This window comes from Cellulomonas sp. P5_C5 (genome assembly GCF_054049655.1).
The window spans coordinates 76622-99138 of the sequence record NZ_JBFULY010000014.1; the positions used below are offsets into that span (position 1 = coordinate 76622).

The following is a 22517-nucleotide window of genomic DNA, read 5'->3' on the forward strand; positions in this document are numbered from 1 at the left end:
CCCTGGACTCGGCCGTCGCCGGTATCCCAGGGTGGGCGCGTCCGCCCGCACCTGGGTCGGGAGTCCGCAGCGTCGCGGGCCTGGCCGGCGTGCGGGACGGGCACCCGCCCACAGTCGGGCAGGTCCTGGTCCGGCCGCATCACGGTGGTGCGACGCATGCTCGGCGACGGCTCGTCGCCGATCGCCCGATCGAAGCGAGGTCCAACCATGAGCGTGCGCCGTCTGACTGCCGTCGTCGTGGCTGCGGCCGTGTCCGTCGCGGGCGGGTTCGTCGCTGCCGGGCCGGCCGTCGCCGCCGAGCAGCCGGTCGACGTCACCGTCGACACCCATGCAGGGCTCGGCACGGTGCCGAAGCTCGGGACGGGTGCCAATCACGCGATCTGGGACACCGAGCTGGGGAGCGAGGAGACGTCGACGCTGCTGAAGGCGGCCGGGGTGACCATGCTGCGGTACCCCGGTGGTTCGTACGCGGACATCTACCACTGGCAGGACCACACCGCGCCGGGCGGGTACGTGGCGCCGAACACCGACTTCGACACGTTCATGGCGGGTGCGCGCCGCACGGGCGCCCAGCCCATCGTCATCGCGAACTACGGCACCGGCTCGGCCGAGGAGGCTGCCGGCTGGGTCCGGTACGCGAACGTCACGAAGAAGTACGGCGTCAGGTACTGGGAGATCGGCAACGAGAACTACGGCAACGGCCACTACGGCACGAGCTGGGAGGCCGACGACCACGAGGACAAGAGCCCGACGCAGTACGCGAACGAGGTCGTGGCCTATGCGGCGGCGATGAAGGCGGTCGACCCGAGCGTCAAGATCGGCGCGGTGCTGACGACGCCGGGCAACTGGCCGGACAACATCGTCGGACCTGGTGACTCCGCGCCCTGGAACCAGACCGTGCTGTCGATCGCCGGGCCGTCCATCGACTTCGTGGTCCTGCACTGGTACCCGGGTGGCGCCGACGCCGCGGACGCGCTGGCGAAGCCGGACCAGGTGGTCGACATCGCGGAGATGACGCGCGCGCAGATCAGCCGGCACGCGGGCGCGGACTCGGGCCGGATCGGCATCTCACTCACCGAGCTCAATGCCGGGTGGGGCGTCAACACCCAGCCGGGTGCGCTGTTCGCCGCAGACACGCTGCCCGCGCTGTGGGCGGCCGGGGTGTTCACCGTCGACTGGTGGAACGTCCGCAACGGCATGGGCACCGTGAGCACCGTCGCCGGGCAGACCGACTACGGCGACTTCGGGCTGTTCTCCAGCGGGAGCTGCAACGAGGACGGGTCGGTCTGCGAGCCGCCCCTGAACACGCCGTTCGCGCCGTACCACGCGCTGGCGCTGCTCGACAGGTTCGCGAACGCGGGTGACCAGCTGCTCCGGGTCACGACGAACGACCCGGCGGTTCGTGGGCACGCCGTGCGGCGACCCAACGGGGAGCTCGCCGTGATGCTGCTCAACGAGGACCCCGACCGTGAGCGCACCGTCGCGATCGACTACGCCGGCTACACGCCGTCGCCCAACGCGCCCAAGGTCTCCACCTACCTGAACGGGGGGACGGGCATCGTCGAGAGCCGCACCGGCACCGCCGCCTCGCAGACCCTGCCGGCGTACTCGCTGACCACCTTCACGCTGAAGCCCAAGCTCTCCCGGACGCTCCCACCCGCCGCCGGCACCCCCACCGTCTCCGCGGTGACGGACAGCGCGGCGACCGTGACCTGGAAGGCCGTGCCGGCCAGCGTCCGCACCGCGGGCTACGACGTCTACCTCCAGGACGGCGACGACGCCCGGCTGGCCGGTCACGTCAACGGCACCTCCACGGCTCTGACCGGCCTGGAGCCCGGCACCCGGTACACGGTGACCGTGGTGACCAGGGACAAGGCCGGTGCGGAGAGCTGGTCGACGCCGGCGGTCTCGTTCGTCACCGGCACCCCCACGGCGAGCGGGTGCAGCGTGCGGCTGACCAACGCGTCGGACTGGGGCAACGGGTACGTCGGCAGCGTCGACATCACCAACACCGGTGACGTCGCGGTCGAGGGCTGGACCCTCGGGTTCTCCTACCCCCGGCGGTGGGTGAGCTTCGGAGGCGGCTGGAACGGGACCTGGACGGCCGCCGGCGACGCGGTGACCGCGACCAACGCGGACTGGAACGCCACCATCGCGCCCGGCGCCACGATCAACGTCGGGTACGTCGGCAGCTACGCCGGTCCGAACGTCCTGCCGAACCTGTTCACCCTCAACGGCACGCTCTGCACGACGACCGGGTGAGACCACCCGGCTACATCTCCTCCGCGGTCCCTGTGACCCGCACGCGGCCCTCTCGGGGGACCTCCACGACGATGAGCGACGGTCGCCCGGTCTCCGACCCCTGGTCGACGGTGAGCACCGCAGGCGTGTCGAGGTGCCCGACTGCCCGCAGGTACGCGCCGAGGCCGGCTGCCGCTGAGCCGGTCGCCGGGTCCTCGCGGATCCCGCCCCGCGGGAACGGGTTCCGCGAGGCGAACGTCGTCGCCGAGAGCCGCTGGACGACGGGGACCGTGCCGTCCCACCCGTGGGCGTCCTGCAGGGCCAGCACCGCGTCGCCGTCGTGGTCGAGGCGCTCGAGGACGCCTGCCCGCACCGGGACGAGGGGATGCAGGTTGCCGCCGTGCACGAGCGCCGGACGCAGCACGGGGTCGAGGTCGCCCCGGTCGAGCCTCAGGGTCGCCAGCAGCTCGTCGACGAGGTCTCGGTCGAGCTCCTCGACCTCGGTGTCGACCGCCACCAGGGTCGCGCGGTCCTCGGTCACCTCCACGGGAACGAGGCCGGCGTTCGTCGTCAGCCGCACCACGGGTGCCGCGCCCCGTCGTCGCGCCAGGGCGACGCCCGACGCGATCGTCGCGTGCCCGCAGAACGCGATCTCCGCGCGCGGGGTGAAGTAGCGCACGCGCGCCGCGTCGGGCTCGATCGCGGTGAGGAACGCCGTCTCGCTGAAGCCGAGGTCCGCCGCGATCCGCAGCATGTCCGCGTCGTCGAGCTCCTCCGCGTCCAGGACAACACCGGCCGGGTTCCCCGACCGTGGGTTCGGCTCGACTGTGGTGAACGCCCGGTACCTCAGGATCTCCATCCCCCGATCGTCCCTGCGGATTGCCGGGGCCGCGACAGCCAATCGGACGGAGGTGGCCCCGCACAGGCCCCGTCGGGAGGCCTGTGCTTCGATCGAGGCAGCCAACCGCCCGGACGACCCCGACAGAAGGACGTATCGCGATGACAGAGACACGGCTGCTCCCGTTCGGTTCCGCACCGGTGCCGTCGAGCGGTGCCGAGGTCGAGAGGCGGGCCGCCGCTCTCCTGGCGACCCTGGCGCAGCCGGGCGTCGGGGGCCTCGGCGGAGTCCAGGTCGCGGCGGAGGTCGACGGTGCGGACCTCGCGTCGCTGCGCGTGGATGCCTCCGGTGTCACCGTCGACGACCAGCGGCTGAGGGCCGCGCCGCCCGCGGTGCCGCCGGTCGACGTCGTGCGTCGCGAGCCGGGAACGGTCCGCAGCCTGGAGGTCGTCGCCCACCCGGTGTCGGTCCGGGGTGTCCCCGCCGAGGTGGACGTCGCGGCGAGCGACGTCCGTTTCGACTGGGTGGTCGCGGCGGACGACCAGCTCTACGTCGAGGTGAGGGAGCCGTCGGACACCGAGCCGGTGGTCGGGACCGCCCGCATCGCCGTGGCGCACCGGGACCTCGAAGCCGCGGTCCGGACCGCGCTGACCGCGATCCTGCAGGAGAAGGGCTTCACGCTGACGGCCCTCGATCTCGACCTCCAGAACCGGGGACCGCGCGCGTTGTCCGTGCGCGCCGATGCCAAGGTCAAGCGGAGCATCCTGCGCGCGGGCGTGACGGTGACCGCCTCCGCGTCCATCGACCGGGCGCTGGTGCTCGAGGTCGGTGACGCGACGATCTCCAGCGGCAACCCCGTCGTCGAAGGGCTCATCGCGCCGTTCCGTTCCCGGGTCGCGGCGCAGGCCGACCGGAGGATCGACCTCGCGGCTCAGCTTCCTGCCGGGGTCACGGTGTCCGACGTGAGCATCGCGGCCGGCGACGACGTCGTGATCTCGGTGACGCTCGGCCAGCCGGCTGACTGAGTCGTGAGGGCCGGCGACGCGGGAGCCTCGGCTCTGGTGACGAACGGTGACGTCATGGCCCGCACGAGCGCGCCGTAGCCGAGCCGGAAGCGCAGCTCGTCCCCGACCGCCGTCGGGTGGTCGCCGACGTCGAGGACCAGGTGGTCGCTGCTCATCCCCAGCACCGAGACGCCCGCTGGCGGGACCAGGCCGTCGAGGTCGACGTCCTGGCGGCCGAGGGCGACGATCGCCTGCCGGCGGGTTCCTCCCGCGGCGCGGGCCGGTGGCTCGCCGTAGGTGGCCAGCGCCTGGGTGCCCCAGGGTCGTGCGGGCTTGTCGGCGACCTCGATGACCTCGCCCACCAGGGCGAACGCGGTCGTGCTCAGGCCGGTGATCGGGCTGCGGCCGAGGGGCTCGGTGCCGAGCAGGATCGCCTCGCCGAGGCGCAGCTCGGTGGTGCGGCCGAGCCGGGCCGTCGTCAGCGCCCAGTCGAGGGCGGCGGAGTTCCCGCCGGAGACGACGTCGAGGGTGATGCCGTGGTGCGCCTCGGTCCGGTCGACGAGCCGGTGCAGGACGTCCATGTTCGTGTCGTCGGGGACGACCCCGTTCTGGCAGGCCAGGTTCGTGCCGAGGCCGCGCAGGTGCAGCGACCGTGACGCCAGCACCACCTTCACCGCTGCCGGGACGTCGTCGACGGCGATGCCTTCGCGCAGGTCGCCGAGCTCGACCATGAGGATCACGTCGTGGCGGAGCCCTGCCTGGGTCGCGGCGTCGTCGAGGGCGGCGAGGACAGCGGGTGCGGTGTTGAGGCTGGCGGTCGCGGTGCGGACCACCCGTCCCACCTGGCTGAGCATGGGCGAGCGGATCAGGGTGCGGGGTGCCGACCCGTCCAGGCGGGCCAGGTTCTCGACTCTCGCGTCACCCAGGCCGACGACTCCGCCCCGGAGCATCGCGTCGGCGACCCGCGGCGAGCCGAGGACCGCCTTGGTGACGCCGAGGACCTGGACGTCGCGCGCAGCCAGCCGGCCCACCAGGACCCGGGTGTTGCGCTCGACCACGTCGAGGTCGATCTCGATCCGTGGGGCGCTCACCGGATCGACGCGCTGGGCTCCACCTTCGGTGCGAGATCGGGGAACGCGCGCAGGACCATGTCCACCAGGTCCTGGCCCGGTCGGGTCAGCGGGTCGGTGACCGGGAGGCCGAGGTCCCGCCGGTGGTCGTCGATGGACTGGTCCAGCTCGGCTGCGGTCATCGACTCGTGGTTGATCGTCACGCCGATCACCCGGGTGTCGGCGAACGCCTCGATCAGCGCGATCTCGCTGGCCACGGTCGGCATCGGCATCATCGGGAAGTCCCCGAGGACCTCACGCTTCGGTGCGTGCTGCACGATCACACCCTGCGGGCGGCTGCCGCGCAGGATGTGTCCCGACGTCAGGTAGGCCGGGTGGCTCAGCGCGCCCTGCCCCTCGACGACGATCACGTCGGGGTTCTCGCCCTCGAACGCGGCGACGACCTGGTGCTCGACCTCGCCCGAGCAGAACTGCGGGACCAGGGCGTCCAGGGCGACGCCGTACTTCCCGCCCTGGATCAGCGTCGTCTGGCCCGTCCCGACCATGACCGCGTGGATTCCGCGGGCGTTCAGCGCCTGGACCAGCAGCGTCGCCGTGGTGCGCTTGCCGATGGCGCCGTCGGTACCCAGCACCGCGATCCGCGGGCAGGTGACGTCGAAGATCCGGCCCGAGAACAGGTGCAGGTCCCGCGTGTCCTTCGGGCGGCGCACGTCGGTGATGGTCACCTGCGCGAGCAGGGCGGCGGCGACGAACTCGGCGTCGTCGTTGAGGAACTCGTGCAGACCGTTGATGACGTGCATGCCCCGGGCGATCCCGTCGAGCAGCACGACCCGCTGGTCCTGCGACAGCAGGCCGTCGGCCGGCGCGAGACCGCAGATCAGGTAGTCCGGGACCGACCCGGCGTCGGCGACGGCCTCTCCCAGCGTGGCGACGATCGGGATGCCGTTCGGGACCCCGTCGAGGAACGTCCCGGCGTCGGCTCCGGCGCACCTGCTGTCGATGACGCTGAGGATCTCGTACTTCTCCGAGTGCCGGACCAGGCCGTTGCCGGTCTTGCCGTCCTGCTCCCCGAACTGGCCCTCGCAGTAGACGACCGCGGTCGTGCCGACGGGCAGGGCGAAGGGTTCGGCCGGGGCGGTCTCGTCGAGACTTCGGAAGGCGTGGGGCAGCGAGGAGCTGTTGGTGAGCGCAGACATGGCATTCCTCTGAGAAGGCTCAGAGGAGGCGACGGGATCGTGGCCGGGCGGTACGCCCAACGGTCAACGAGTGGTCTGCACTGAGTGCCGGCAAGGTTGCCGGCAGGCCCGACCCTAGCCGCTCGGCACCGACTTCCCTGCATCCTGGTCGCCCGTACGTTTCTCCAGGCGCACGACGATGGCCTTCGACACGGGGGTGTTGCTGCCCAGCGCGGTGCTGGCCAGGGGGATCAGCACGTTCGCCTCGGGGAAGTACGCGGCGGCGCAGCCACGTGACGTCGGGTACGCGACGGCACGGTAGCTGCGCAGCCAGCGGTCGGGCTCGCCGGGCCACTCGCTCGCGATGTCGACGCGGTCACCGTCGGCGAGGCCGAGGTCGGCGAGGTCCTCCGGGTGGACGAAGACGACATCGCGGCCGCCCCTGATGCCGCGGTACCGGTCGTTGAGGCTGTACATCGTGGTGTTGAACTGGTCGTGGCTGCGGATGGTCTGCAGGATCAGCCGGCCGGGCGGGCACTCGACGGGGACGAGGTGGTTGACCGTGAGCATGGCCTTGCCGGTCGCCGTCGGGAAGGTCCGGGAGTCCCGCGGGCCGTTGGGCAGGACGAAGCCGCCGGAGCGCCGGACCTGCTGGTTGAAGTCGGCGAACCCGGGCACGACGCGGGAGATCGCGTCGCGGATGGTGTCGTAGTCGCGCTCGAAGCCGGCCCAGTCGATCGGGCCGTCGTCGCCGAGGACGGCGCGCGCGAGCCGCGTGACGATGGAGACCTCGGAGAGCAGGAGGTCCGAGACGGGCGGGAGGGGTCCGTGGGTCGCGTGCACGGCGCAGACCGAGTCCTCGACGGACACGAACTGCGGTCCCGTCTCCTGCAGGTCGACGTCGGTGCGGCCGAGCGTCGGCAGGATGAGCGCCTCCGCGCCGGTGACGACGTGCGAGCGGTTGAGCTTGGTGGACACCTGCACGGTCAGGTCGGTCCCGCGCATGGCGGCCTCGGCTGCGGCGGTGTCGGAGATCGCGGCGACGAGGTTGCCACCGAGCGCGAACCAGACCTTGATCTCGCCCCGCTGCATCGCCTGGATCGACTGCACGGAGTCGAGCCCGTGCCGTCGGGGCGGCTCGAACGAGAACTCGGCGCCGAGCGCGTCGAGGAAGCTGTCCGGCATCCGCTCCCAGATGCCCATGGTCCGGTCGCCCTGCACGTTGCTGTGCCCGCGGATGGGGGAGGCGCCCGCGCCGGGCTTGCCGATGTTCCCGCGGAGCAGCAGGAGGTTGATGATCTCCTTGATCGTGTCGACGCCCTTGCGGTGCTGCGTCAGGCCCATCGCCCACGTGATGATCACGCGGTCGGCGGCGAGGTAGCGCTCGGCGAGCAGGTCCATCTCGGTCGCCGTGAGACCGGTGGCCGTGAGCGCCTCCTGCTCGTCGAGCGCCGCGAGGTGGGCGCGGAGCTCGTCGAGACCGAGCGTGTGCTCCGCGAGGAACTCGTGGTCGAGGACGGTCCCAGGGTCACGGTCCTCGGCCTCCAGTACGCGGCGGGAGACCCACTGCAGCAGGGCCATGTCACCGCCGCTGCGGATCTGGAGGAACTGGTCGGCCAGGTCGGTGCCGCGGCCGAGGACCCCACGCACGGTCTGCGGGTTCTTGTAGCGCCGCAGGGCCGCCTCCGGCAGCGGGTTCACGGAGACGATCGTCGCGCCGTGCCGCTTGGCGTTCTCGAGCGCGGTCAGCATGCGCGGGTGGTTGGTGCCCGGATTCTGCCCCATCACGATGATCAGGTCCGACTGGGCGAAGTCGTCGTAGGCGACGGTGGACTTCCCGATGCCCACCGTGGCCAGCATCGCCGTGCCCGTCGACTCGTGGCACATGTTCGAGCAGTCGGGCAGGTTGTTGGTGCCGAACGCGCGCACGAAGAGCTGGTAGACGAAGGCCGTCTCGTTCGCCGTGCGGCCGCTGGTGTAGAACGCGGCCTGGTCGGGGGAGTCGAGCGCGCGGAGCTTGCCGGCGACCAGCCGGAACGCGTCGACCCAGCTGATGGGGACGTAGTGGTCGCTGCCGGCGGGCTTGTGGACCGGCTCGACGAGCCTGCCCTGCTGGCCCAGCCAGTACTCCGACCGGTCCAGCAGGTCGGTGAGGGAGTGCTCCGCCCAGAACGACGTCGGGACGGTCGCCGTCGTGGCCTCCCACGCGACCGCGCGGGCGCCGTTCTCGCAGAACTCCGCCCGTGCCCGGTGGGCCGGGTCCGGCCACGCGCAGCTCATGCAGTCGAAGCCGTCCTTCTGGTTCACCTTGGTGAGGAGCTTCAGCGCGCGGCCGGGTCCCATCGCCTCGAGCGCGTAGGTCGTGGCGCTGATGACGGAGGGCAGCCCGACGGCCCACCCCTCGGGCGGGTGGGCGGAGAACCGGGGCTCGCGGGCCATCAGACCTGCACCGGCAGGGCGACGCGCTCCGGCCGCGAGTACACGACCATCGACGATCCCCGCAGGAACCCGACGAGCGTGATCCCGGCCTCGTGCGCGAGGTCGGCGGCGAGCGACGACGGCGCGGACACGGCCGCCAGGACGGGGATGCCCGCCATGAGCGCCTTCTGCGTGAGCTCGAACGACGCACGCCCCGAGACCATGAGGACCGTGCCCCGCAGCGGCAGCCGACCGCTCGTGAGCGCCCACCCGACCACCTTGTCGACCGCGTTGTGACGGCCCACGTCCTCGCGCAGCACCAGCAGGTCGCCCGTGGTCCCGTCGAAGAGCGCGGCCGCGTGCAGCCCGCCCGTCCGGGCGAACACCTCCTGGTGCTCGCGGAGCCGGTCCGGGAACGTCGCCAGGAGGTCGGCCCGGAGCACGAGCGCGTCGTCGGCGACCGTCCAGTGCGAGTGCGTGCGGACGGCGTCGATGCTGGCCTTGCCGCACAGCCCGCAGGACGACGTCGTGTAGAACGAGCGCTCGAGGCTCGGGTCCGGTGCGGGGACGCCGCGGGCCAGCGTGACGTCGAGGACGTTGTAGGTGTTGACGCCCTCGTCGGTCGCGCCCGCGCAGTACCGCGCGGCGACGACGTGCTCCGCGGCGGTGACGACGCCCTCCGAGACGAGGAACCCCGCGGCGAGCTCGACGTCGTGGCCCGGGGTCCTCATGGTGACGGCGAGCGAGCGTCCACCGACGCGGATCTCGAGGGGCTCCTCGGCGGCGAGGACGTCCTCGACCCGGCGGACGCCGCTGTCCAGGTCGATGCGCGTGACCCGTCGACGGACCGCGATTCTCTGCATGCTCCACTATCGCGCGTCGGACCTCTGCTTCGGGTCAGGGCTCGAGGGCGACGTCCCGCCGGGCGAACGTCAGGACCACCGCGGCGGTCCGCGCGGCGGCGGTGTGCTGCACGAGGTGCCGGTGTCCCGGGATCGTGACGAGCGACCCGTCCTGACCGATCGCGGCCAGCTCGGCGCACCACTCCTGCCGCGCGATGGGGTCGTCCCCGCCACGGACGACCAGCGTCGGGACGGCGACGTCCCGCAGCCGCAGGTCGGTGCGGAACCGCAGCATGGGCGTCAGCTCGGTGAGGTACCACCGGGGGCCGCACCGCAGGTAGTCGACGAAGGTCAGGACGTTCCCCGACGGAGGCTCCTTGAGGGCGTCCCGCGTCAGGTCGACGGCCTGGACGACGGCGTGCGCGCGGCGCGGGTCCGCGGCCGGACCGATGAGCACCAGGTGCGAGACCAGGTCAGGTCGCTGCGCGGCGAGCTCTGTGACGAACTGGGCGCCCATCGAGTGGCCAACGAGCACGACCCCGGACACGCCCAGGATGTCGAGGGCGCCGCCGAGCGCCGCAGCACCGTCGGCGATGGACATCCGCCGCGACGGCTTGGCCGTGCCGCCGAACCCGGGCAGATCGACCGCGTGGACCGTGCCGGCCGGCGCGAGCTCGCCCTGCAGGCGCGCGAGGTAGCGGTGCGACATGCCGATGCCGTGCACCAGGACGAACACCGGTGCGCCGGGCTCACCGGGCGAGGTGAGGACGGCGAGCTCGTAGCCGCCGGCGGCGAGACGGCGGGGGCGGGGCTGGTGGTCCATGAGCCTCCGGTCGTGTCTGGGCGCGGACGTCGCGCGGCCCGCGTCAGTCTGCGGTGGGCCGCCCGACGCCGCTGATCACCCGTCCCTTGGTGTCAGGCGCCGAGCCGAGCGGCCACGTCGGCCGGAAAGCCGCCCGTGGCGACAGGACCCCAGCTGGCCGGGGTGATCCGGATCAGCGACTTTCCCTGCAGCCGCATCGCGGCGCGGTACTCGTCCCAGTCGGGATGCTCGCCGGCGATGCAGCGGTAGTAGTCGACCAGCGCGTCCTCGGCCTCCGGCATGTGCAGCACCTCGGCGCGGCCGTCGACCTGCACCCACGCGCCCCCGAAGTCATCGGACAGCACGCACACGCTCACGGTCGGCTCGCGCTCGGCGTTCAGGGCCTTGGCGCGGTCGGGGTAGGTGGAGATCACCAGCCGACCCTCCCCGTCCACACCTCCGCTCACCGGCGACACCTGCGGTCGGCCGTCCTTGCGCGTGGTGACCAGGACGAAGTGGTGCCGCTCCCGCACGAAGTCGAGCAGCTCCGGCAGGTCGACGGGACGGGTGGTGGCGATGGTCCGGGGCATGCCCTCACGGTAGGAGCCCGAGCAGGATGCTGCGCGACGGGCGTCCGGGTCGCTCCACCCCGCGATCCGGCCCACGCTGGGGTCGTGCCCAACCGCCTCGCGTCCGCGACGAGCCCCTACCTGCTGCAGCACGCCGACAACCCGGTCGACTGGGTCGAGTGGGGCGACGCGGCGTTCGAGGAGGCTGCGGCCCGCGGCGTGCCGGTGCTGGTCTCCGTGGGGTACGCGGCGTGCCACTGGTGCCACGTCATGGCGCACGAGTCGTTCGAGGACGCGGCGACGGCGGCGTTCCTGAACGAGCACTTCGTCTGCGTGAAGGTGGACCGCGAGGAGCGGCCCGACGTCGACGCGGTCTACATGGCGGCGACCCAGGCGCTGACGGGGTCCGGGGGCTGGCCGATGACGGTGTTCACGACGCCGACGGGCGAGCCGTTCTTCTGCGGCACCTACTTCCCGCCGCGCCCCGTGCAGGGGATGCCGTCGTTCTCGGAGGTGCTGGCGAGCGTGGCGGCGGCGTGGGCGACGCGTCGGGACGAGGTGGTGGAGAGCGCCGGGATCATCGCGGAGGCGCTCGGTGAGCGACCGGCCGTGGGGGAGCAGTCCGGTCCCGACGTCGTCGACCGCGCGCTCGCGGGGCTGGGGACGACGTTCGACGCCGCGCGCGGCGGCTTCGGGGGAGCGCCGAAGTTCCCGCCGTCGATGGTGCTCGAGTGGCTGCTGCGGCACCACGCGCGCACCGGCGACGAGCGAGCGGCCGACATGGCCGGTGCGACGCTCGAGGCGATGGCCCGCGGCGGGATGTACGACCAGCTCGCCGGCGGCTTCTCCCGGTACTCGGTCGACGCCGCGTGGGTGGTCCCGCACTTCGAGAAGATGCTCTACGACAACGCGCTCCTGCTGCGGGCGTACGTGCACGCGTGGCGGGCGACGGGCTCGGCGCTCGCGCAGCGCGTCGCCACGGAGACCGCGCAGTGGATGCTCGACGAGCTGCGCACGGCCGAGGGCGGGTTCGCGTCGTCACTCGATGCGGACAGCGAGGGCCGCGAGGGCGCGTTCTACGCCTGGAGCCCGGCACAGCTGCGGGAGGTGCTCGGGGACGACGACGGCACCTGGGCCGCCGGGGTCCTGGGCGTGACCGACGCCGGCACGTTCGAGCACGGGACCTCGGTGCTGCAGCGTCGGACGGAACCGCCCGACCTGAGCGACTCTGCCCGCCTCGACGACGTCCGTTCGAGGCTGCGGACGGCCCGCGAGCGCCGACCCCGCCCGGCGCTCGACGACAAGGTCGTCTCCGGGTGGAACGGGCTGGCGGTCGCGGCGCTCGCGGAGGCCGGTGCGCTGCTGGGGCGCCCGGACCTTCTCGACGCTGCGTCTGCCGCGGCGCGCCACCTGCGCGAGACGCACGTGCGCCGCGCGCCGGACGGGTCGGCGCGGCTGGTCCGGGCGTCCCGTCACGGGGTGGCCGGCTCCGCGCCCGGCATCCTGGAGGACTACGCGCACGTGGCCGACGGGTTCCTGACGCTCGGCGCGACCACGGGCGACCCGGCGTGGTCCGCCGCCGCAGGGGACCTGCTGGAGACGGTGCTGGTGCACTTCGCCGCCGCGGACGGCGGGCTGCGGGACACCGCGGACGACGAGACCGACGCCGTCGTCGGGCGGATCCGCGTCCTGCAGGACCCTGCCGACGGACCGACGCCGGCCGGTCAGTCAGCCGCGGCGAACGCCCTGCTCACCTACGCCGCGCTGACGGGGTCGGCGCGGCACCGCGAGGCGGCCGAGCGCGCGCTGCGCGGTCCGCTCGGCATCGCGGCCCGCTTCCCGAGGGCGGCCGGAGCCGCGCTCACGGTGCTGGAGGCATTGCTCGACGGACCTCGCGAGGTGGCGGTGGTCGGGCCGGACGGCGACCCGGCCCGGTCGGCGCTGCACCTCGCAGCGTTGCGGTCGGTGGCACCCGGCCTCGTCGTGGCGGTGGGGGAGCCCGGGGCCGACGCGCCACCCCTGCTCCACGACCGGCCGCTGGTCTCGGGGGTCGCGGCCGCCTACGTGTGCCGCGGCTTCGTGTGCGCCCTGCCGACGACGAGCGCCGAGGAGCTGGCCCGGCAGCTCGGGCGGTGAGCGGCGGGTGTCCGCCATCCGAGACTGCTTGACAGCATGTGGACCGGTACTCACACTCGTGGCATGTCCATCACCAGCACCGCGGGATCCGTCGACGTCATGTCGACGCGCCGGTGTCTGTGTCGAATGTGTCTCTGAGGACCTCGTCCTCCCGGTCCGTGCAGCTCTGAGGAGCTCCCTGCAGGTGTGTCACCGCAGGTAGGACCAGACCCGCCGCCCCGCGGCGCAGCCCGACACCGTGCTCGACGACGGTGCGGACCGACAGTGGACATCGCCAGACCTGGAGCACACCGTGCCGAACCGTACCCGTATCGACCTCCTCCCGATCCAGGAGGCCGTCGCGACGGCCTCACCGCGCGCCTGGCGCGACGGGATCGTCATCGCCCGGGAGCCCGACACCATCACCGTGGCCCTGCTGGACGGTGGTGCGACCACCCTGGCCACCAGGGCGGCACCGGCGACGGGGGAGCCCGTCGCGGTGCACCTCGTGGCCGAGGTGGTCGCGCTCGGTGGCGCCTGGTACTCGGCGCGACCGGTGGTCGGTTAGGCCATCTGCATCGAGGACATCGCCGCGCGGCACGCCTCGACCATCGCGGTGCACGCCGACGCGCAGATCCGGCAGTGCTCCGACATGTCCGCGTGCATCGCGCACTCGGCGGCGCAGGCCTCACCCATCGTCATGCACGCCGTCATCATCGAGGTCATGACGCCCATGTCGTAGCCGGCCGGGCGCATCATCATCCGCATCATCGTCGTGGCGACGTCTGCGGTGCTCATACACATCGAGGCACATCGCCCCATGCCTTCTCCGCCGTCGGCGTCGGCGCACATGGTGGCGGCCATCGCGGCTGCCGAGCACGCCTCGATGCAGTCCTGCATCATCGGCATCTCCATGCCGGCCATGCCCGCCATCGGCATGGACTTCATCATGTCGGCCATCATGCTCATCGCTGCTCACCCCTCGTCGCTGCCCGTCGGACCCTGGTCCGGGCGACGTTACGCCGGGGCACGACGGTCACGCCATGGTCGGGGCCGACCATCCTGGGGCACGCCGGGTGCGGCCCGGGGAGACGCCGACCTCCCGCTTGTACGCGCGGCTGAAGGACGCCTCGGAGTCGTACCCGAGCTCGGCGGCCACCTCGCGCACGGTGGCACGGCCGTACCCGAGCCGGTCGGCCGCGACGTGCATCCGGACGCGGGTCACGTACTGCATCGCGGGCTCGCCGACGACCTCGGTGAACCGTGCCGAGAACGCGGACCGGGACATCGCCGCCTCGTGCGCCATCGCCGCGACGGTCCACGGCCGGCCCGGCTCGCGGTGCACCGCGGTGATCGCGGCGCCGAGCTGGGGGTCACGCAGGGCACCGAGCCAGCCGGTGGTGACCTGCTGGGCGTCGAGCCAGGCGCGGATGGACTGGATCACGAGGATGTCCGCCAGCCGGGTGGTGACGGCCTCGCCGCCGGGCCGGGCGTGGGTCAGCTCCTCGGTCGTGAGGGCGAGCGTGGCCGCCATCCACGCCCCGCCCTGCCGGCCGTCGACGTGCACGACCGGGGGCAGCAGGTCCAGCAGGAGCCGGGAGGCCGCCCCGTCGACGGAGAGCACGCCGCAGATCAGCTCCACGTGGCTGCCGGCTCCCGTGTGGCGCAGGACGGAGTAGTTCGGGCTGAGGAACTCCTGCGGCAGCTCGTCGACGCGGCCCAGCGACGGCTCGCCCGGAGCGCTGAGCAGCAGGTGTCCTCGGCCGTGGGGGACGAGCGCGAGGTCGCCCGGGACCAGCCGGACCGGCGGCCCGCCCTCGACCTGGACCCACGCCTCGCCGACGGTCACCACGTGGAAGCTGACGCAGTCGCCGAACGCGGGCATCTCGACCGCCCACGGGCCGTCCGCCTCGGTGCGGCTGTAGAAGACGCCCGTCACGCGCAGGTGGTGCAGGGCCTCGCCGACGGGGTCGATCGGGGTCCAGGGAAGATCGACGACGGTCACGGGGCCTCCTGGATGATCTGCCATAGATCGGCGACGACTCATCATAGACCGTCCAGTGTGCCGCTGGTGAGGTGGGAATCACAGGAATCCACGCCGCACCGAAGGAGACAGATCATGAAGGTTCTCGTCGTCGGAGCGACGGGCGGCTCCGGCCGCGCCGCCGTGACCGAGCTGGTCAGCCGTGGCCACGACGTCACGGCGCTCTCGCGGCACGCGTCCTCGCTGCCGGGTGTCCGCGGGATCGACGGGGACGCCACCGACGCCGCACTGGTCGGAAGGCTCGTCGAGGGCCAGGACGCCGTCGTCGTCACGCTCGGCATCAGCGAGAGCGCGGTCCGGGTGCGCCTGCGCGGACCGTCGGGCACGCCGCCCGACATCCGCTCGCGAGGCACGCACACCGTGCTGGCCGCGATGCGCCGGCACGGGGTGCGTCGCGTCGTCGTGCAGACGTCCTACGGCACCGGACCGACGAGCGTCGGCCTCCCGCTGGTCAACCGGCTGATCTTCGCGCTGCTGCTCCGGCCGCAGATCGCGGACACCGAGCGGCAGGGCGCCGAGCTGCGTGCGAGCGGGCTCGACTGGGTCGAGGTCCAGCCGGTCACGCTCACCGACGTGCCGTGGGCCGGTGCACCGACGACGTCGACCGACGGCTCCATCGAGGGCACGAAGGTCTCGCGCGCGCAGGTCGGCTGGTTCCTCGCGGAGGCGGTCCAGGATGCGACGCTGACCGGCCGGACCATCTCGGTGTCCGCCGGTGCGGCGGTCCCGGTCACGGTGTGAGCGACCAGGGTTCGCCCGCGCGCAGGTCGAGCCGCTCGGTGGTGCCGTCGTGGCGGAGCAGGACCGCGAGGTCCCGGTCCGCCACGAGGCGCGCGGCGGTCAGCACGTGCCCGTCCCACGTCAGGTCGACCGACACCCCGCCGCGCGCCCGCAGCCCGCGCACGGACCCGGACGGCCAGGACGGGGGGAGCGTCGGCAGCAGGTGCAGCTCCCGCAGCGGGCCGACCGTCCGGTGCGACTGGAGCAGGAGCTCGGCGACGCCCGCGGTGAAGCCGAGGTTCCCGTCGATCTGGAAGGGCGGGTGGGCGCAGAAGAGGTTCCGGTAGACGCCGGCACCCGCCCCCGCGGGACGCAGGAACGCGTCGACCATCGCCTCGGCACCCGCCGGGTCGCGCAGGCGGGCGCGCAGGTTGAGGCGCCACGCCAGCGACCAGCCCGTCGAGTCGGGGCCGCGCGCGTCGAGGGTGGCCAACGCGGCCCGGGCGAGGTCCGGCGCCTGGTCGGGGTCGATCGACGTCCCCGGGTGCACCCGGAAGAGGTGGCTCTGGTGACGGTGCTCCGGCTCGACGTCCACGACGTCGTCGCGCCACTCCGCCAGCCGCCCGTCCGGGGCGATGCGCTCCTCCGGTAGCCGCTCGAGCACCGCCGACGCCTCGGCCAGCAGGTCCGCGGGCCCGCCGAGCCGGACGACGTTCTCCAGGAGGTCGCGGGCCAGCGCCAGGTCGGCCGTCGTCGACGTGGTCACCGCGGCGGGCCGACCGTCCGGTGCGACGAAGGTGTTCTCCGGGGACGTCGACGGGCGGGTGCCGAGCGAGCCGTCGGGCAGCTCGACCAGCCAGTCGAGGGCGAACCGCGCGGCACCGTGCAGCACGGACAGGTCGACCGGCTCGCCGGTGAAGTCGACGTGGTCGACCAGGTGCCGGGCGAGCCACACGCCGCCGAACGGCCAGAACGACCACGACGGGTCGCTGCTGCCGTCACCCACGGGCTCCGTGAACGCCCAGGCGTCGGAGTTGTGGTGCGCGGTCCAGCCGCGCAGCCCGTACAGCTCGCCGGCGGTGCGGGTGCCCGACGCGGCCAGCGCGCCGACCCAGCGCAGCAGCGGCTCGTGGCACTCCGCGAGGTCGGTGCTCAGGGCCGGCCAGTAGTTCATCTCCGTGTTGATGTTGAGCGTGTAGTTGCTCGACCACGGCGGCCGCACGGAGTCGTTCCAGATCCCCTGCAGGGTCATGGGCAGCGTGCCCGGACGCGATCCGGCGATGAGGAGGTAGCGCCCGAGGTGGAACGCGAGCGCGGCCAGCCCCGGGTCGGGGCCGCCGGCCGCGTGCCGTCGGATCCGCTCGTCGGTCGGGCGGTCGCTCCCCGTGCTCGGCAGGTCGAGCGTCACCCGGCCGAACAGCCGGGTGTGGTCGGCGACGTGCTCGTCGCGCAGCGCTGTCACCCCCCGTGCCGCGGCGGTCGCCGCCGTCGTCGTCGCCTGTGCCCGCAGCGCGTCGGCGTCCCCGTGCAGCGGGGTCGTCGCACCGGCGTAGTCGGTCGCGGTCGCGACGACGAGCGTCGCCCAGGTCGCGTCGCGCACCCGGACACCGTCCGGGCCGGGGGCGACGACGCCGTCGGTGTCCACGTGCAGCGACACGGCGGCGGTGATGCTCGTTCCCGGGGCGCGGTCGCGGACCACCTGCGTTCCCGCGACGTAGTCGGGCGGGGCGTCGGACGGCAGGCGCAGGGTGGCCGACCAGCCGGAGCCGTCGGCGGTCGGCGCGTCGAGCGGGTGCTCAGAGGTGAGGCGGACGCGCAACGGTCCGCCGGACCACGTGCGGTGCACGACGACGACGGACGCGGGCCGGCTGACGAACGCCTCCTGGGTACCGGTCGCCCAGGACTGGCCCGCGACACCGTCGTCGAGCCGGAGCCAGCGCTCGTACCCGTCCGTCGACGCGTCCTGTTCCAGCCAGAGGTCGACGAGTGGCTGGTAGGCCTGCACGAACCCGCCCTGCAGGCGCTGGACCTGTCGCTCCGCCTCGCGGACGTCGCCGTCGTCGAGCGCGTCCCGGGCGGCAGCGAGCGCGACCGGCCCGTCGGCTGCCGAGGTCGAGCGCGGCGCCCCCGACCAGCACGTGTCGTCGTTGAGCTGGAGCCTCTCGACCGTGACGCCCCCGAAGACCATCGCGCCCAGGTGTCCGTTGCCGAGCGGGAGGGCGTCGGTCCAGAGGTCGGCGGGGGAGTCGTAGCGCAGGGTCGTCTCGGTGGTCACGAGTCTCCAGGGCTGGCGGAAGGACCGCCGCCAGTGTGGCGACGGTCCTTCCGGCAGGGTAGATCAGGGCGTCGAGATCTTCGGCTGGGCCGGCAGCGTGAACGGCGTGCCGAGGAAGAACCCGGTGTGCGGCGGCTGGTTGTACGCCGAGTTCTGCCACGCGATCGCGACCCGGTAGGTCTGGTCGTGCAGCAGGGTCCACACCCGGGTGCTCGTGACGGTCGGTGTCGCGTAGATGCGCAGCGCCGACTCGTCGGACCTCGCCCAGATGACCTCCTCGCGCCAGTCACCCAGGATGTCGCCTGACAGCGTCGGGGTGGACTTGGTGCCGTTGTTCGACCGCACGTCGGCGCCGGTCAGCAGGCGGGTGTCGCCGCCCGTGCCGTACTTGTCGATGTGCGTCCCGTCGAGCAGCTCACGGGAGGTGTCCCCGTCCCAGTACGACAGGAAGTTGGTCGACCCGGGCTTGCGGCCGATGGTCTGGCCCGAGGTGTTGCGCATCTGCGAGTCCGACGACGACCACGACTCGGCTCCCGCGCTGCCCGACCAGATGTCGTCGGAGACGCCGCGACCGTTGTCCGTGGTGGCCGGGGTGCTCCACAGGATCTGGCCCGTGCGGGCGTCGGCCATCCAGGAGTCCGGCTGGCTCGCGCTCTCCGTGACCTTGTAGTACTCGAGCCCGGCGCGGCTCGGGATCAGGTCGCCGACGTGCCCGGCGTCCCCGTGTCCGGTGCGGTTGTTCCACAGGCCCGTCCCGTTGTCGTCGATCGCCGAGGCGCCGTAGAGGATCTCCTGCTTGCCGTCCCCGTCCACGTCGGCGACGGACAGCGAGTGGTTGCCCTGGCCCGCGTACGTGCTGTTGCCCGAGGTGGAGCTGCTCGAGTCGAACGTCCACCGCCGGGTCAGCTGGCCGTTGCGGTAGTCCCACGCCACGACCACGGTCCGCGTGTAGTAGCCGCGGGCCATGATGATCGACGGGCGCTGGCCGTCCAGGTAGGCCGTGCCGGCGAGGAACCGGTCGACGCGGTTGCCGTAGCTGTCGCCCCAGCTGGACACCGTCCCGCGGGCGGGCACGTAACTCGTCGTCGCGCCGATCGCGCCGGTCTGCCCGGTGAACACCGTGAAGTACTCGGGGCCGGACAGCACGTACCCGGAGGAGTTGCGGTAGTCGGCGTTGGCGTCGCCGATGACCTGCCCCGTGCCCGAGCGGGTGCCGTCGGCGGTCTTCATCGCGACCTCGGCCTTGCCGTCCCCGTCGTAGTCGTAGACCTGGAACTGCGTGTAGTGCGCACCGGCCCGGATGTTGCGGCCCAGGTCGATCCGCCACAGGCGCGTGCCGTTCAGCTTGTACGCGTCGACGTACACGTTGCCCGTGACCCCGGACTGGGAGTTGTCCTTGGCGTTGGTCGGGTCCCATTTCAGGACGACCTCGAGCTGGCCGTCACCGTCGAGGTCGCCGACGGAGCCGTCGTTGGCCACGTAGTCGCCGCTCGGCTTCTGGATGGGGACGTCGAGGTAGCCGTTGCCGAACGTCAGGGACGTCGCGGACGCCGCCTGCTCGGCACCGTTCACCACCGCGCGGACCGTGTAGCTGGCGCTCGCGGAGGCCCCGGCGTCGAGGTAGTTGGTCGAGTCGGTGATCGGGCCGGCGATCTTGGTGCCGCCGCGGTACACGTTGAAGCCCGTGCTCGCTGACTCCGTGCCGAGCAGGCGCCACTGGACCAGGTTGTTGCTGCCCGAGCGCACGCTGATCAGGCCGCGGTCGAGCTTCTCGGCCTGCCACGCCCCGGCGGGCGGGGTGGTGCTGGTGGGCGTCGGGGTGGGCGTGGCCGTCGGGGTGGCCGTGGGGGTGGAGGTCGGGGTGCTCGTGGGCGTGCTGGTGGGGGTCGTGGTGGGCGTGGCCGTCGGTGTCGACGTGCCGCCCGTGCACGTGGTGCCGTTGAGCGCGAAGGTCGTCGGGACCGGGTTGCTGCCCGACCACGTGCCGTTGAACCCGAAGGACGTGCTCCCACCCGACGCGATCCCGCCGTTGTAGGCGACGTTCGTGGCGGTCACCTGCGAGCCGGTCTGCGACGTCGCCGCGTTCCAGGCCTGGATCACGGTCTGCCCGGCGCCGAACGACCACGTGAGGGTCCAGCCGGTGACGGCGTCCCCGAGGTTGGTGACCTTCACGTCGGCCCCGAAGCCGTTGGACCACTGGTTGGTCACGGTGTAGTCCACACGGCAGCCGGCTGCCGCAGTAGCGGGTTGCGCGACGGCGAGCCCGACACCGGTGGCCATCGTGGCTGCCATCAGCCAGGGGATGGTTCTGCGAGGGTGCGACATGGTGCTCCTCCTGCGTTCACGGCCGACGCCTTCGTCGGTGGGCACGGGGCTCTGCCCTGAGGGGAACGTAGGTACTGGCACAGGTGGGCAACTACGGAGTGAAACCTTTCATCGGAACGCGCTTACCGCTGATAACGATATCTATCGGCTGTCAGGCACCAGGTACGTCCCGTGGCCCTCGACCACGAGCCCGTCGGAGAACACGAGCACCTCGTCGACCAGCCCACCCGCCTGGTTGCGGTAGGTGAGGACGAGCACGCCCACCCCGGCGAACACGCGCTCCACGGTGACGTGCAGGTCCGGCATGAGCCGCAGCCCCTCGGTCCAGTACTCGCGCAGCGCCTGCTTCCCGCGCACCACCCCGCCGCTGGCCGGCACCACGCGGGCCGCCGTCGGAGAGGTGAAGACCACGTCCTCGTGGAAGTGCGTCAGGACGGCCTCGAGGTCGTGCGCGTTGAACGCCGCCTCCCAGGCCGCGCTGAACGCGAGGGGTTCCGGGATGCTCATGCGCGCATTCTGCACCGCAGGTTCGCCCGGTCCCCGGATGCGACGGCCGTGACCTGCGCCTAGCGTCGGTTCCCATGCTGGAACACCTCAGCGAGTCGCCTGCGGACTCGTCCGACGCGGACGGGCGCCCTCTCCTGGGCGGCCGGTACCGGCTCGACGAGGTCCTCGGCCGCGGCGGCATGGCCACCGTGCACCGCGCGCACGACGTGCTGCTCGAGCGGGACGTGGCCGTCAAGGTGTTCCCCGCCGTGCTCGACGGCCACGACGACCTCCTGCGCAACCGCGCCGAGATCCGCGTGCTGGCCACGCTCAGCCACCCCGGTCTGGTCACGCTGCACGACGCGGGGAGCGTGCACGGCGACGACGGGTCCGAGCAGGTGTACCTGGTCATGGAGCTGGTCGAGGGGCCGACGCTCGCCGAGCGGCTCCGGCAGGGCCCGCTCGACGTCGAGCAGACCGCGCGGGTCGGTCGGGACGTCGCCGAGGCCCTGGCGACCGTCCACGAGCGGGACATCGTCCACCGCGACATCAAGCCCGCGAACATGCTGCTGACCAGCGCCGACGCGCTCGACGCCACCCGGCGCCGGGGCGAGCCCGCGGTCAAGCTCGCCGACTTCGGTATCGCCCGGCTGGCCGACGCGACCCGGCTGACCCTCACGGGGATGACGCTCGGCACGATGAGCTACCTGAGCCCCGAGCAGGCCACCGGAGGCGAGCTGGGGCCGCGCAGCGACGTGTACGGGCTCGGGCTGGTGCTGCTGGAGTGCGCGACCGGTCGGCCCGCCTTCACCGGCACCATGGCGGAGGTCGCCACCGCTCGGCTCGTCGCCGCACCCGACATCCCCGTCGACCTCGACCCCCGGCTCGGGGACCTCCTGGCGCGCATGACCCGGATGTCGCCGCAGGACCGGCCCGACGCGCGCGACGTGGCGCAGGACCTGGCAGCGATCCTGGCGGGCGCGTCGGGGGAGACCCTCGTCCTGCCCGCCGCCGAGGTCCCCGCGCCGGAGAGCGTCCCGGTGGCGGCTCCCCGTCGCTGGGCCCGGACCGCTCTCGTCGGGGGAGCGGTCGTCCTGCTCATCGGGGGCACGGTCCTGGTGGGCCAGCTCGCCGGCGGCGACGCCGGGACCCCCGTCGTCGCCCCCTCGTACCCGGCGGTCGACGGTGCCGTGGGCGAGTCCCTGACGCAGCTGCAGGAGAGCGTCGAACCATGAGGCGCGCCATGACCGCACTGGCGCTCGGCGTCGCGCTGGCGTGCGCGGGCTGTGGCAGCGCACCCGAGCTCGCGGCCGACCGTGCCCAGGCGCTGCAGGCGTCGGTGCTCGCTGTCACGCAGGCCGCCAGCGACGCGCGGTGGGCCGACGCCCAGGTCCTGCTCACCGACACCCAGGCGGCGCTCGACGCCGGTGTCGACGCGGGGGACGTGTCCACCGCGCGCTACCGGGAGATCGACGCGGCCCTCGACCGCGTCGCCGCGGACCTCGCAGCCGCCCAGGCCGCTGCGGACCAGGCCGCCGCCGAGCAGGCTGCCGCCGAGCAGGCTGCCGCCGAGCAGGCTGCCGCCGAGCAGGC

19 protein-coding genes are annotated in these 22517 nt (G+C 72.9%); 7 read left to right on the plus strand and 12 right to left on the minus strand.

What is annotated here, in order from left to right:
* Positions 1 to 207 precede the first annotated feature (207 nt).
* Entirely contained in the window at positions 208 to 2262 is a 2055-nt protein-coding gene (locus ACXJKF_RS13315) for a cellulose binding domain-containing protein (protein ID WP_456788188.1), read from the plus strand.
* A gap of 10 nt (positions 2263 to 2272) precedes the next feature.
* Here ACXJKF_RS13315 and ACXJKF_RS13320 read toward each other — a convergent pair whose 3' ends face one another.
* Positions 2273 to 3100 carry a PhzF family phenazine biosynthesis protein gene (locus ACXJKF_RS13320; protein WP_456788189.1) on the minus strand — a complete coding sequence of 276 codons (828 nt, stop codon included), beginning with the start codon at positions 3098 to 3100 and terminating at the stop codon, positions 2273 to 2275.
* Positions 3101 to 3240: 140 nt separating this feature from the next.
* Between ACXJKF_RS13320 and ACXJKF_RS13325 the strand changes: the two genes are divergently transcribed.
* Positions 3241 to 4104 carry a hypothetical protein gene (locus ACXJKF_RS13325; protein WP_456788190.1) on the plus strand — a complete coding sequence of 288 codons (864 nt, stop codon included), beginning with the start codon at positions 3241 to 3243 and terminating at the stop codon, positions 4102 to 4104.
* Here ACXJKF_RS13325 and ACXJKF_RS13330 read toward each other — a convergent pair.
* The 6 genes from ACXJKF_RS13330 to ACXJKF_RS13355 all read right to left on the minus strand — a co-directional run bounded on the left by ACXJKF_RS13330 (position 4011) and on the right by ACXJKF_RS13355 (position 10980).
* Positions 4011 to 5174 (minus strand): alanine/ornithine racemase family PLP-dependent enzyme, encoded by a 1164-nt coding sequence (locus tag ACXJKF_RS13330; protein ID WP_456788191.1) that lies wholly within the window; start codon positions 5172 to 5174, stop codon positions 4011 to 4013. The two genes, ACXJKF_RS13325 and ACXJKF_RS13330, sit on opposite strands and share 94 nt — an antisense overlap.
* Entirely contained in the window at positions 5171 to 6349 is a 1179-nt protein-coding gene (locus ACXJKF_RS13335; protein ID WP_456788192.1) for a DUF1611 domain-containing protein, read from the minus strand. Before ACXJKF_RS13335 ends, ACXJKF_RS13330 begins: the two co-directional genes overlap by 4 nt.
* A gap of 114 nt (positions 6350 to 6463) precedes the next feature.
* Positions 6464 to 8767 (minus strand): FdhF/YdeP family oxidoreductase, encoded by a 2304-nt coding sequence (locus ACXJKF_RS13340; RefSeq protein WP_456788193.1) that lies wholly within the window; start codon positions 8765 to 8767, stop codon positions 6464 to 6466.
* Complete coding sequence (gene fdhD / locus ACXJKF_RS13345) at positions 8767 to 9609, minus strand: formate dehydrogenase accessory sulfurtransferase FdhD (RefSeq protein ID WP_456788194.1); 843 nt, start codon at positions 9607 to 9609, stop codon at positions 8767 to 8769. The genes ACXJKF_RS13340 and fdhD overlap by 1 nt, the downstream gene beginning before the upstream one ends.
* Positions 9610 to 9643: 34 nt before the next feature.
* On the minus strand, positions 9644 to 10411 hold the full coding sequence (locus ACXJKF_RS13350) for an alpha/beta fold hydrolase (RefSeq protein ID WP_456788195.1): 768 nt from the start codon (positions 10409 to 10411) through the stop codon (positions 9644 to 9646).
* 92 nt (positions 10412 to 10503) lie between these two features.
* The gene (locus tag ACXJKF_RS13355) at positions 10504 to 10980 is read right to left on the minus strand and encodes a PPOX class F420-dependent oxidoreductase (protein ID WP_456788196.1); all 477 of its coding nucleotides are present in this window, start codon (positions 10978 to 10980) and stop codon (positions 10504 to 10506) included.
* An 84-nt stretch (positions 10981 to 11064) separates the two neighbouring features.
* On the opposite strand from ACXJKF_RS13355, the gene ACXJKF_RS13360 reads away from it, so the two are divergent.
* The gene (locus ACXJKF_RS13360; protein ID WP_456788197.1) at positions 11065 to 13095 is read left to right on the plus strand and encodes a thioredoxin domain-containing protein; all 2031 of its coding nucleotides are present in this window, start codon (positions 11065 to 11067) and stop codon (positions 13093 to 13095) included.
* Between the two features lie 292 nt (positions 13096 to 13387).
* On the plus strand, positions 13388 to 13642 hold the full coding sequence (locus ACXJKF_RS13365) for a nuclease (RefSeq protein ID WP_456788198.1): 255 nt from the start codon (positions 13388 to 13390) through the stop codon (positions 13640 to 13642).
* Here ACXJKF_RS13365 and ACXJKF_RS13370 read toward each other — a convergent pair.
* Positions 13639 to 14043, minus strand: a complete 405-nt coding sequence (locus tag ACXJKF_RS13370; protein WP_456788199.1) for an aldehyde dehydrogenase — start codon at positions 14041 to 14043, stop codon at positions 13639 to 13641. The two genes, ACXJKF_RS13365 and ACXJKF_RS13370, sit on opposite strands and share 4 nt — an antisense overlap.
* A 67-nt stretch (positions 14044 to 14110) precedes the next feature.
* The gene (locus tag ACXJKF_RS13375) at positions 14111 to 15079 is read right to left on the minus strand and encodes a cupin domain-containing protein (protein ID WP_456788200.1); all 969 of its coding nucleotides are present in this window, start codon (positions 15077 to 15079) and stop codon (positions 14111 to 14113) included.
* 114 nt (positions 15080 to 15193) lie between these two features.
* Here ACXJKF_RS13375 and ACXJKF_RS13380 point away from each other — a divergent pair, with 114 nt between their 5' ends.
* Positions 15194 to 15859, plus strand: a complete 666-nt coding sequence (locus tag ACXJKF_RS13380; protein ID WP_456788201.1) for an NAD(P)-dependent oxidoreductase — start codon at positions 15194 to 15196, stop codon at positions 15857 to 15859.
* Here ACXJKF_RS13380 and ACXJKF_RS13385 read toward each other — a convergent pair.
* The 3 genes from ACXJKF_RS13385 to ACXJKF_RS13395 form a co-directional block, all read right to left on the minus strand.
* Complete coding sequence (locus ACXJKF_RS13385; RefSeq protein ID WP_456788202.1) at positions 15849 to 18113, minus strand: glycoside hydrolase family 95 protein; 2265 nt, start codon at positions 18111 to 18113, stop codon at positions 15849 to 15851. The genes ACXJKF_RS13380 and ACXJKF_RS13385 overlap by 11 nt on opposite strands.
* Before the next feature lie 63 nt (positions 18114 to 18176).
* On the minus strand, positions 18177 to 20405 hold the full coding sequence (locus ACXJKF_RS13390) for a rhamnogalacturonan lyase family protein (protein ID WP_456788203.1): 2229 nt from the start codon (positions 20403 to 20405) through the stop codon (positions 18177 to 18179).
* 174 nt (positions 20406 to 20579) lie between these two features.
* Positions 20580 to 20945, minus strand: a complete 366-nt coding sequence (locus ACXJKF_RS13395; RefSeq protein ID WP_456788204.1) for a nuclear transport factor 2 family protein — start codon at positions 20943 to 20945, stop codon at positions 20580 to 20582.
* 74 nt (positions 20946 to 21019) lie between these two features.
* Between ACXJKF_RS13395 and ACXJKF_RS13400 the strand changes: the two genes are divergently transcribed.
* Positions 21020 to 22159, plus strand: coding sequence for a serine/threonine-protein kinase (locus tag ACXJKF_RS13400; protein ID WP_456788205.1), 1140 nt, complete (start codon positions 21020 to 21022; stop codon positions 22157 to 22159).
* Positions 22156 to 22517 (plus strand): hypothetical protein (locus ACXJKF_RS13405; RefSeq protein ID WP_456788206.1); only part of this gene is annotated, 362 nt, incomplete at its 3' end. The genes ACXJKF_RS13400 and ACXJKF_RS13405, both read left to right, overlap by 4 nt.

Excerpts from the sequence above, each read along its gene's own strand:
- ACXJKF_RS13395 (WP_456788204.1), bottom strand. The coding sequence starts at position 20,945 with ATGAGCATCCCGGAACCCCTCGCGTTCAGCGCGGCCTGGGAGGCGGCG.
- ACXJKF_RS13400 (WP_456788205.1), top strand. The coding sequence starts at position 21,020 with ATGCTGGAACACCTCAGCGAGTCGCCTGCGGACTCGTCCGACGCGGAC.
- ACXJKF_RS13320 (WP_456788189.1), bottom strand. The coding sequence starts at position 3,100 with ATGGAGATCCTGAGGTACCGGGCGTTCACCACAGTCGAGCCGAACCCA.
- ACXJKF_RS13350 (WP_456788195.1), bottom strand. The coding sequence starts at position 10,411 with ATGGACCACCAGCCCCGCCCCCGCCGTCTCGCCGCCGGCGGCTACGAG.
- ACXJKF_RS13340 (WP_456788193.1), bottom strand. The coding sequence starts at position 8,767 with ATGGCCCGCGAGCCCCGGTTCTCCGCCCACCCGCCCGAGGGGTGGGCC.
- ACXJKF_RS13355 (WP_456788196.1), bottom strand. The coding sequence starts at position 10,980 with ATGCCCCGGACCATCGCCACCACCCGTCCCGTCGACCTGCCGGAGCTG.
- ACXJKF_RS13325 (WP_456788190.1), top strand. The coding sequence starts at position 3,241 with ATGACAGAGACACGGCTGCTCCCGTTCGGTTCCGCACCGGTGCCGTCG.
- fdhD (WP_456788194.1), bottom strand. The coding sequence starts at position 9,609 with ATGCAGAGAATCGCGGTCCGTCGACGGGTCACGCGCATCGACCTGGAC.
- ACXJKF_RS13335 (WP_456788192.1), bottom strand. The coding sequence starts at position 6,349 with ATGTCTGCGCTCACCAACAGCTCCTCGCTGCCCCACGCCTTCCGAAGT.
- ACXJKF_RS13380 (WP_456788201.1), top strand. The coding sequence starts at position 15,194 with ATGAAGGTTCTCGTCGTCGGAGCGACGGGCGGCTCCGGCCGCGCCGCC.
- ACXJKF_RS13370 (WP_456788199.1), bottom strand. The coding sequence starts at position 14,043 with ATGAGCATGATGGCCGACATGATGAAGTCCATGCCGATGGCGGGCATG.
- ACXJKF_RS13315 (WP_456788188.1), top strand. The coding sequence starts at position 208 with ATGAGCGTGCGCCGTCTGACTGCCGTCGTCGTGGCTGCGGCCGTGTCC.
- ACXJKF_RS13390 (WP_456788203.1), bottom strand. The coding sequence starts at position 20,405 with ATGGCAGCCACGATGGCCACCGGTGTCGGGCTCGCCGTCGCGCAACCC.